The sequence below is a fragment of the [Ruminococcus] torques ATCC 27756 genome, assembly GCF_000153925.1.
In the GTDB taxonomy this organism is placed as follows: domain Bacteria; phylum Bacillota; class Clostridia; order Lachnospirales; family Lachnospiraceae; genus Mediterraneibacter; species Mediterraneibacter torques.
In genome coordinates this window covers 1-10424 of sequence record NZ_DS264368.1, presented here as the reverse complement: position 1 = coordinate 10424, position 10424 = coordinate 1, and the positions used below count along the sequence as shown (strand labels likewise).

General features: G+C 41.4%; 4 protein-coding genes and 1 pseudogene. 4 read left to right on the top strand and 1 reads right to left on the bottom strand.

Annotated features, from left to right (window positions below):
* Positions 1-164: 164 nt before the first annotated feature.
* The 3 genes from RUMTOR_RS10430 (at position 165) to RUMTOR_RS10420 (ending at position 9090) form a co-directional block, all read left to right on the top strand.
* A complete protein-coding gene (locus tag RUMTOR_RS10430; protein WP_004847734.1) occupies positions 165-1088 on the top strand; it encodes an RpnC/YadD family protein in 924 nt (307 codons plus the stop codon).
* A gap of 431 nt (positions 1089-1519) precedes the next feature.
* Complete coding sequence (locus RUMTOR_RS10425; RefSeq protein ID WP_004847733.1) at positions 1520-2473, top strand: RpnC/YadD family protein; 954 nt, start codon at positions 1520-1522, stop codon at positions 2471-2473.
* Positions 2474-2781: 308 nt separating this feature from the next.
* Entirely contained in the window at positions 2782-9090 is a 6309-nt protein-coding gene (locus RUMTOR_RS10420; protein ID WP_004847731.1) for a discoidin domain-containing protein, read from the top strand.
* Positions 9091-9240: 150 nt separating this feature from the next.
* On the opposite strand, the gene RUMTOR_RS10415 is transcribed toward RUMTOR_RS10420, so the two are convergent.
* On the bottom strand, positions 9241-10029 hold the full coding sequence (locus RUMTOR_RS10415; RefSeq protein ID WP_004847730.1) for an RluA family pseudouridine synthase: 789 nt from the start codon (positions 10027-10029) through the stop codon (positions 9241-9243).
* A gap of 105 nt (positions 10030-10134) precedes the next feature.
* Between RUMTOR_RS10415 and RUMTOR_RS10410 the strand changes: the two are divergent.
* Positions 10135-10424: pseudogene (locus RUMTOR_RS10410) on the top strand (5-bromo-4-chloroindolyl phosphate hydrolysis family protein); the annotation flags it as partial.

Genomic DNA, 10424 nt, shown 5'->3' with positions numbered 1-10424 from the left:
ACAGTTCTTTTTTTCGTATACTGATTTTTAAGAGAAGGTCTTAAAAAAGAGAAAAAGTTTTCTTTTTCAGAGGAAAAACTTTTGGCAAAAGCAAACCTAAAAGCAGCAAGTTTGAAAACAGTAAGCTTAAAAGTATTTTCCCGCCTGTACTGCAGGACTTATTCATGCACATGAAAGGAGAGCCTATGGCAGGAAAAGAAAACAGAGAAATTAAAAACAGTGTCTTTGTAGATCTGTTCTATGAGGACGAATCAGCAGAAGCGAATGAGATCGCGCTTTTTAATGCAATCCATGATGAGCCGTTGCCGGAAGGAACGAAGATTCGGAAATTCCGTGTAGACAATACGATCTATATGAATTTTCAAAACGATATTTCTTTTGACGCAGGAGGAAAAGTGATCGTATTCGGCGAGCATCAGTCTACGGTCAACGAAAACATGCCCCTTCGGAGTCTGCTTTACATCGGGCGTGCATATGAAAGACTCGTGCCACCGAGAAGCCGATATAAAAAGAAAATCGTTCCCCTTCCGACACCGGAATTTTACACATTCTATAACGGAAAAGAAAAGTGGGAAAAGGAAAAAGAATTGCGCCTGTCAGATGCCTATATCGTAAAAGATGGTGAGCCGAGTCTGGAATTAAAAGTAAAGGTCATCAATATCCGGCAGGAAGAGCATCATGAAATCTTAGAAAAGTGTCAGGTACTGAAAGAATACAGCCAGTTCATGGAAATCGTGCAGAACTACCAGATCTCCGGGGAGGAAGAGCCTTATAAAAAAGCGATAAAAGAGTGCATTGAAAAAGGGATTCTTGCTGATTATTTAATGCGAAAAGGAAGCGAGGTTGTCAATATGCTATTAGACGAATACGACTATGAGACAGATATCGAAGTGCAGAGAGAAGAGGCAAGAGAGCAGGGAAGAGAAGAAGGTAGAAAGCAAGGGACTCTTCAAAAAACTTGCGCCTTAATTCGGAAAAAGCTTGAAAAAGGAAAAACAATTTCTGAAATTGCAGATGATCTTGAAGATACGGAAGAAAACATAGCTCATCTGATTGAAGAGTTTCAACTTGGGAGGAACGGATCTTAATTAAATTTACAGAGAAGGGGAGGCAATCTGAGAACTCCCCTAATTGGAATACCGGAAGTTAGTCTGAACTTAGTTAAAAATGTAAACATAGCATTGCGATAAAATATAGATGCTATGATAATTCCACTCACAGAAATTCTTTCTGTGAAAGATACCGGCAGCTTCGCCGGTCTGAGGAATTCCCTCAAAATTACCCGATACAATACAACAACAGTTTTTGCGTGGATAGCCTTGTAGAATAGTTCTTTTTTTCGTATACTGATTTTTAAGAGAAGGTCTTAAAAAAGAAAAAAGTTTTCTTTTTCAGAGGAAAAACTTTTGGCGAAAGCAAATCTAAAAGCAGCAAGTTTGAAAGCGGCAAGTTTAAAAGCGGCAAGCTTGAAAGCAGTAAGCTTAAAAGTATTTTCCCACCTGTACTGCAGGACTTATTCATGCACATGAAAGGAGAGCCTATGGCAGGAAAAGAAAACAGAGAAATTAAAAACAGTGTCTTTGTAGATCTGTTCTATGAGGACGAATCAGCAGAAGCGAACGAGATCGCACTTTTTAACGCAATTCATGATGAGCCGTTGCCGGAAGGAACGAAGATTCGCAGATTCCGTGTAGACAATACGATCTATATGAATTTTCAAAATGATATTTCTTTTGACGCAGGAGGAAAAGTGATCGTATTCGGCGAGCATCAGTCTACGATCAACGAAAACATGCCCCTTCGGAGTCTGCTGTACATCGGGCGTGCATATGAAAGACTCGTGCCACCGAGAAGCCGATATAAAAAGAAAATCGTGCCCCTTCCGACACCGGAATTTTACACATTCTATAACGGAAAAGAAAAGTGGGAAAAGGAAAAAGAACTGCGCCTGTCAGATGCCTATATCGTAAAAGACGGTGAGCCGAGTCTGGAATTAAAAGTAAAGGTCATCAATATCCGGCCGGAAGAGCATCATGAAATCTTAGAAAAGTGTCAGGTACTGAAAGAATACAGCCAGTTCATGGAAATCGTGCAGAACTATCAGATCTCCGGGGAGGAAGAGCCTTATAAAAAAGCGATAAAAGAGTGCATTGAAAAAGGGATTCTTGCTGATTATTTAATGCGAAAAGGAAGCGAGGTTGTCAATATGTTATTAGACGAATATGACTATGAGACAGATATCGAAGTGCAGAGAGAAGAGGCAAGAGAGCAGGGGAGAGAAGAAGGTAGAAAGCAAGGACGAGAAGAAGGTAGAAAGCAAGGACGAGAAGAAGGTAGAAAAGCAGAAAGAAGCACTCTTATTCAGAAAAAACTTGAAAAAGGAAAAACGATTTCTCAAATCGCAGATGAGCTTGAAGATACGGAAGAAAATATTGCTTGTCTGATTGAACAGTTCCATCTTCGTATAAATTGATCATAGGTAAATCTATAGAACAGGGGAGAAAATGCATTTTCTCCCCTGTTTGATAATTTTATAAAAACGCAATCCAAGAATGCGTTGAAAAAGGATTTTTTGCAACTGAAAGAAAATCGACAGAAGCTTTATATATGTTGAAAATTGACGAAAATAGTGGATATAAGGGGTGAGAAAAGTAAAAAAGTACAAATGGGTAATGATTTATATAAATACATTTATTGAAAATTATTATATAATAAAGTACTTAGTGGTAAATGCAAACATTTTGTACAATTTACCCGTAGAAAAGGAGGAGAAGGAAAAAGATGAAATGGACTAAGAAAATGAAAGGAGCAGGAAAGAAAGCTGCTGTAACTGTTACGGCGCTTGGCATGGTGCTTACAGCATTTCCGCCGATACCGGCGAAAGCTGCGGAAGAGTTTGCCGGGCAGTTGACAAGCGTCGAGTCAGTGGAAAAAGGCAGCAAGGACAATATCGTTGTTGTGAAATTCAATGGTGGCGTTACAGCGCAGCTTACGTTTCTTGAGGATGGGATCTTCAGATATAACGTAGATCCGAGTGGCGAGTTCTCGAAATATGCGACTCCCAAATCGCAAGCTCATGTCGGAAGGATTCAGCAGTATTCAGACGACTCTTCTAACTATTCACATCCAAAGGCTGATATTTCGGATAAAGATGGAAAAATTACGATTAAAAGTGGATCGGTTTCTGTCGAATTCGATAAAGCTACGGCGAAGATGAAAGTTTTAAGTGGCGATAAGGTCGTGATGGAAGAAAAAGAAGCATTGTCCATCTCGAATTCGGCAACAGTGCAGACTCTTAAGAAGAACAATGGAGAGAACTTCTATGGCGGAGGTACGCAGAATGGAAGATTCGTACATACAGGCGAGACGATAAATATTGCTAATGAAAGTAACTGGACAGATGGCGGAGTTGCATCTCCAAATCCATTTTACTACACGACAAGTGGATATGGTGTTTTGAGAAACACATTTGCAGACGGTAAATATGACTTTGGAAAGAGTGAAGGAGATACTGTAACAGCGACTCATAAAGAAAAAGAGTTTGACGCTTATTATTTTGTTTCTGATGGAAAAGACAGCAGTGAAAAAACACAGGAACTTTTGAGTGAGTATTATCATGTAACAGGTAATCCGGTTCTCCTTCCCGAATATGCGTTTTATGAAGGTCACTTGAACGCATACAACCGTGATTCATGGTCAGATACAGAAGGTGGGAAGGGTTGGACAATCAAAGGAAATGAACCTTACACAAGTGCAGGAACGACAAAGTATGAGAGCGGAATGTCTACGGGATATAAACCGAAAGATGGAATGAACATTGAGTCTTTGAACGGCACGAAACCAACAGTAGGCATCGAAAACTATCCAAAAGTAGAAGCTCCTTATAAGTATTCGGCAAGACAGGTGATTGACGATTATTTTACATATGATATGCCAATTGGATATTTTCTCCCAAATGACGGATATGGTGCGGGATACGGTCAGAACGGATATGGCAAGACAGGCGGCGTTGATAATGAAGGAAAAAGCTCTCAGGAACGATTGGCGGCAGTAGCGGCAAACGTACAGAATCTTGCAGACTTTACAAAATATGCAAATGAAAAAGGGGTAGCAACAGGACTTTGGACACAGAGTTATCTGACACCGGATTCTAATCCGAAGACAGAATGGCAGCTTCTTCGTGATTTTAAAAACGAAGTTAAAGTCGGTGGTGTTTCTACATTGAAGACAGATGTTGCATGGGTTGGACATGGATATTCCATGCAGCTTGACGGTGTGAAGACAGCTTACGATATTGCTACAACAGAAGGTAAGGTACGTCCGAACATTATCTCTCTTGACGGATGGGCAGGATCGCAGCGTTACTGTGGTATTTGGACAGGAGACCAGTACGGCGGTGAATGGGAATACATCCGTTTTCACATTCCTACATATATCGGAACTTCTCTTAGCGGTAACCCAAACATAGGAAGTGATATGGATGGTATCTTCGGTGGAAATCAGTTGATTGCTACAAGAGATTATCAGTGGAAATCATTTACACCACTTATGCTTAACATGGACGGTTGGGGAACTTATGCGAAGATGCCATATACGTTTGGAGATCCATATACAGGAATCAACCGTATGTATTTGAAAACAAAAGCACAGCTTCTTCCGTATATTTATACTGGGGCAGCTTCGGCGGCAAACATTGATACAGGCAATGGAGATACAGGACTGCCGCTTATAAGAGCAATGTTCCTTGAATATCCGGACGACAGTTATGCAAGCAGTAAAGAAATGCAGTATCAGTACATGCTTGGATCGAATCTTCTTGTAGCTCCGATTTATAAGAGCACTGCTGCAGATGATAAGGGAAATGATGTAAGAAATAATATTTATCTTCCGGATTCAAAAGAAGTGTGGATTGACTATTTCACAGGTCAGCAGTATCAGGGAGGACAGGTTCTCAACAACTTTGCAGCTCCACTTTGGAAACTTCCTGTATTTGTGAAAAACGGTGCTATTATTCCAATGTGGGAAGAAAATAATACACCGGAGCAGATTAAGAAAGAAAACCGTATCGTCGAATTTTGGCCGGATGGAAAAACATCTTACACGATGTTTGAAGATGACGGAAAATTTGTGGAAAATGATCTGAAAGAAGATGGCGATTATGGAAAAATTACGAAAACTTCTTACGGCGCTCATGTATCTACCAAGTATACATCTGAGGTAAAAGATGGAACAGCAACGCTTACTGCTGAAAAATCAACAGGAAACTACACTGGATACAAGAAAGACAAAAATACAACATTTGTTGTAAATGTATCCAAAGAACCTACAAAAGTTACAGCGAAAAACGGAAGTGATTCATTGACTCTCGATAAAGTGCAGAGCAAAGCAGACTTTGATAAAAAATCGGCTGAAGCAGGTAAAGCAGTCTACTTCTATGATGAATCTCCAGCAATCGAGACATATGCATCGGAAAAAGAAACAGAGATTGCGAACCTTGTAAAAGATGTGAAGAGAACACCGAAACTGTATGTGAAATTTGCACAGGCAGATGCGAAGAGTGTTGCTCAGACATTAGTACTTGAAGGATTTGAAAATGACGGAAAACTTCCGCAGGATAAACTGAATAAGAACCTTACAGTTCCTACTCTGACAGAAAATGAGGAAGCAAAGACACCGACAAGCATCACTCTTGCATGGAATAAAGTAGCTGATGCGACAACTTACGAGCTTCTTGTTGACGGAGTTGTATTCTCTGTAGGAGATGTGGAGACATATACACATACAGATCTCGGATATCACTCAGAGCATAAGTATAAAGTTCGTTCTAGAAATGCAGAAGGATATTCTGAATGGAGCGAAGAGAAGACGTTCCAGTCAGCAGAAGATCCGTGGAAAGATACACCGGCTCCGCAGACAATCACATGGACAGGCGGTCTGTACGGAAATCACAGTGCTGATTTGGCATTTGACAGAACGTTCCAGAAATCTGATGGTGGTTTCCATTCAGATGGAAATGCAATCGGACAGACTCTTACTGTAGATTACGGAAAAGCATATGAAATTGATAAGATTGAGTATTATCCGCGTGATGATGCAGGCAATGGAACTGTTGAGGAAATGAAATTAGAGACAAGTCTCGATGGTGTACATTGGTCAGAGGCAAAAACATACAAATGGGCAGTAAATAAAGATATGAAGTTGATGGATAAGCTGGATTGCGGAGCGCGCTATATCCGGTTTACACCACTTAAAGCGCTCGGTAATTTCTTCTCGGCAAGTGAGATTAAAGTATATAAGAAAGAAAACACAGGGGCGTTTGCTGTCGGAAGTACCAATAAGGCTGAGGCGGTTACGGATGCTGATTATACAAATATGAAAAATTATCTTGGTGTATGTGAAAAAGATAAGTTGTTTGCAGATCAGATCAAGAGCCGTTACGGCGATATTAACATGAACAATATCTATGATGTTTATGATTACGCATTCACAATGTTCCAGTTAGATGGCGGAACGAAGAAGACGGATAGTGTTTCGGGAGAAGCTATGCTTCTTGCAAGCAGCGACAGCGTGAAGAAAGGCGAGACGTTTACAATCGACGTTTACGCGCAGAATGTAGCAGGACTTAATGCATTCGGACAGGTAATTAATTATGATAATAGCAAAGTGCAATATGTTTCTTGTGAAGTATCACCTCTTCTTGCTCAGATGGAAAATCTGACGGCTAATAAAGAGTATGATGACAGAGCATATGTAAACCTTGCATTTGCAAACCGTGGAGACAAAGAACTTTATGCCGGAAGTGACGTGCTTGCTACAATTACAATGAAGGCAAAAGAAAACATCTCTACAACAGATGCGAAAGTGATCGACCTTTCTAAAGTAACATTGATCGGACCGAACTACAGTACGATCGAATCAAAGGTTGATACGAATATTGAAATCCCGGACGTGCCGGCAACAGAGAAGAAGTTTGGACAGTCAGACTTTGATATCACAATGACAAATGAAAAACTTCCGACAGATGATCCGGAAAATCCGAACGTAAATAAACTGATCCAGCAGGCAAATTACAATGGATTGTTTGATGGGAAATTTACTCGTGATTTTGAGTTTAAATGGGACATTCCGGCTAACCAAGTAGATGGAAAACTTCCGGATTACATTATCCTTCCTACAACAATGCACCTTGCATTAAAGAATCCGGAGGCGTTGAACAAAGTAGTCGTATCCAACGCAAATGAAGGAAACGGTTATTTGCACAAAGTATCTGCAAAACTGATCTATACAGATGATACGTCATCAGACGAGATTAAGTTTGAATCAAAACAGGAGAAATATACATTTGAATTTACAGGTGATAAGGCAGTAAAAGAAGTTCAGATTACATTCTTAGATGCAAAATCAACAAGTGCTGTGAAGAACATGCTCACACTTGCAGAACTTGAACTGTCAAATCTTTCTAACACACCGGTTACAGGAATTACTGTAGATCCGAATAACGCGACAGAGATGTATGTCGGAACACTGGCAGACATTAATGCGGTAGTTCAGCCGGACAATGCAACAAACAAATTCTTCACAGTAGAAAGTTCCAATCAAGATGTTGTGAAGATCCTTACACTGGCAGATGAGAACGGCCATCCGACCTACAAAGCAAGAGCAATGAAGGAAGGAAAGAGCACAATCACACTGACAGCGGCAGGCAATAAAGATGCGAAAGCAACTTATGAAATTACAGTAAAAGCAGGCGTTGATATCTCAGGCTTAAACGAAGCGCTTGCGAAAGCTCGTACATATCAGGCATCTGCTTACACAGAAGAAAGTTATGGACAGCTTACAGCAGCAGTAAATGCAGCTACAGAATTACTTAAGGGCGAATATACGAAGAATCAGGTACTTGAAGCACAGATGGCAATTTATACGGCAATCGACGGACTTACATTCCGTCCGCTTGATGAGACAAAACTGCTTGATGCAAAAGCAGAAGGATTCACAGTGACGGCAACAAGCGAATGTGATCCTGATAAACTTGAGGATGGACTTGCAACAAACGTACTTGACGGAAAAGAGGATAATTACTGGCATACAGAGTACAACAAAGATGTATTGCCGCAGAGCCTCAATTTTGATCTCGGCGGACTTTACAACTTGACAGACATTACATTCCTTGCACGTCAGGGAGTAACGAACGGTGATATCCTGAAAGCGCAGATCTTTGTAGGAAGCGCCAAAGACGATATGAAATCTGTCGGAACATATGAGTTCGATGAAGAAGGCAATGTTCTTGTAAACAGAGATCAGTATCAGCAGATTGCTTTTGATGCGAAAGATGTAAGATATGTAGAGTTCAAAGTTCTTGAAGCAGGAGCACAGGATAAATTCGCAAGTATGGCAGAGATCCGTTTCTACGGAGAGAGAACGACAGCAGCTCTGAAAGCTCTCTATGACAGCTATGTGGCAGAAAACTTGAATAAAGCAGACTACACAGCAGACTCATGGGCAGTATACGAAGCGAAGATGAATGAAGCGAAAGCTCTCATCGAAGCAAAAGATACAACAAACGCAGCAGCAGGCGAAGCTTTGACAGCATTGCAGACAGCGCATGACAGACTTGTGAAACTTAATCCAGATCCGCAGCCGGGCGATGTAGATAAGAGTGGACTGACGACTCTTTATAATCAGTACAAAGACACCAAAGCAGACGGATATACAGCAGAAAGCTGGACAGCATTCAATGAAGCTCTTATGAAAGCACAGAGTGTTCTTGCAAATCCGAATGCAACACAGGATGAAGTAAATGCAGCAAAAGAAGCATTGCAGACAGCTTATGACGGTCTTGTAAAAGACACAACTCCTGATCCGAACCCGAACCCGAATCCGGATGGAAACGGCGGTAGTGGCGGAAACAGCGGAAGCAATGGAAACAGTGGAAACAGTGGAAATAGCGGAAGCAATGGAAGCAACGGAAACGGTGGCAATGCAGCTGTTGTTACAGGTGACAGCGCAAACATCGCAGGATATTTGATGGCGCTTGTGGCAGCGGGCGGAATCGCTGTAGTAACATTCTTTAGAAGAAAAAGAGTGAAATAAAAATATCTGATTCGTAAGATGAAGATTATATGAAACAAAAAAGGCGGTGCGCGTGAGGCACCGCCTTTTTTGTGCGACGAGTTAAAATTCGGGATTGCAGGAGAAGAGATTTTTCCAAACAGGAAGATCGGATTTATGAGAGATGGAGTTTCAAATCTGAAATTCCATCTCTTTTCCGGTTTTGGGATGATGAAATGTTAGCTTGTAAGCGCAGAGATGAAGTTGTCCTGCCTGAAATCGTTTTGTCGAAGATTGTACGGAATTCATATGATCGGTGATTTCTTTGCCATATTTTCGATCGCCTATAAGGGGGTGTCCGAAATATGCCATTTGCACACGAATCTGATGATGTCTGCCTGTGTCAAGATGGATTTCTATTAAGGCAGAAGATTCATTTTGCAATGGCGGCTGCCTGTGGTTTCGGGACGTGTGTTTTGGCGTGTCAGTCGATTTGGAATCGGTAAATTTTTCGTTTCCGGGCGCACCGTATGTTTCTATTGTTCTGTAGTGAAGTCTGGCAAGTTTTGCTCCCGGAGTCGTTTTCGTACAGACTGCGGAACTGTTTGTACGGGTATCTTTGACGAGATAGTTTTCAAGAGAGCCTTCCTGCGGTTCGGGAATGCCTGATATTACTGCAAGATAATATTTCCCAAATTCTTGGGAAGTGAGCTGGCGGTTTAGTTCCTTTGCGGCGGCAGGTGTTTTTGCAAAGACGAGAATCCCTTCTACAGGCTGGTCGAGGCGATGAATGATCGCAAGATACGGTTCGCCTGATTTTGCCCGGTGAAATTTACGTGAAGAAAAAAGATGGTTTTTGAGCAGGCTTTCCATGTCGGAAGTTCCGATATGACTGCTCTGAGTCGGCGTTCCTGCGGGTTTATGGCAGACGATGATCTGCTCGTCTTCGTATATAATAAGCGGGGATGCATTTTTTATCATTTGTCTTATTTTCGCTCCTTCGTATTATTGACTTTTCAATGTGTTACGGCTAAACTGATTATCATATAAAAGAATTTTCAGGTCAACCCTTTAAGGAGGAAATTCATGATAAATAATGAGTGGGAAAGATCGTTGGATGAATTGAATCGGACGATTCAGGACGCTATCGATCATCAAAATTACGGACGGTTAAATCAGAATGTGACGGATACGATCGGACGTGCGATGGAAGGACTCTCCAGAGGACTAAGAAACGGAATCCGTTACGGAAGTGATGCGATGAATGCCGCTGCGGATAATTTTGCACAGAGGCAGAGACAAGCGGGAAACACACCGCCGTTTCATAATCAGGGAACAGGATCTGCAGGTGGTTTCACGCAGAATCAGGGAGCGGG